Here is a 506-nt window from a genome sequence, read left to right as displayed (position 1 = left end):
GGCCATTCGACCAGCAGCCACTCCTCCGGGCGCGGCGCCTTGAGGCGCTCGTCGCGGTGAGCGGCCCGCACCCGTATCCGGGCATAGCGCGAGGTGAGCCAGTCGGCGGAGCCTTCGCGCCAGGTGATGGTCTGCCAGGCCGCAGCCGGCAGGCCGAGCGCCAGAGCCTTGACCTGGACCGGCTGGTGTTCGGCATCACGCCGCACCCGGCTGGTCGGGCGGCCCCGACCGGTCCATGGCTTCGGCGGCAACGGCCCCCGACCCTGGGGCCAGACCGTGGTGTTCGGCAGGATGCCTGCGGCGTAGCAAAGGCCAAGCGCCGTGATCTCGGTGCGCAGGCTCGTGTCGGCGCCGTAGCCCGCATCCATCAGCACCACGCCGCGCGGAAGATCCGCCTCACAGGCGGCCCGGATCTGCGCCAGCGCGAGCGCGGGCTTGGTCGCAAACGCGAGGCTCCGCGGCACCCCGGCCTTGTCCCGTCGGATGGGATCGCCGGCCCAGTCCTC

At 73.3% G+C, this 506-nt stretch carries 1 protein-coding gene; it reads right to left on the bottom strand.

Features of this window, described 5'->3' with window-relative positions; translation table 11 throughout:
• Positions 1 to 506, bottom strand: a 506-nt coding sequence (locus AAHM41_RS40325; RefSeq protein ID WP_342242277.1) for a transposase, incomplete at both ends; no start/stop codon positions are given.

The sequence above is a fragment of the Inquilinus sp. OTU3971 genome (assembly GCF_038440215.1).
Note: the sequence above shows the minus strand (reverse complement) of the source record. Positions and strands in the feature narration are given on the sequence as shown.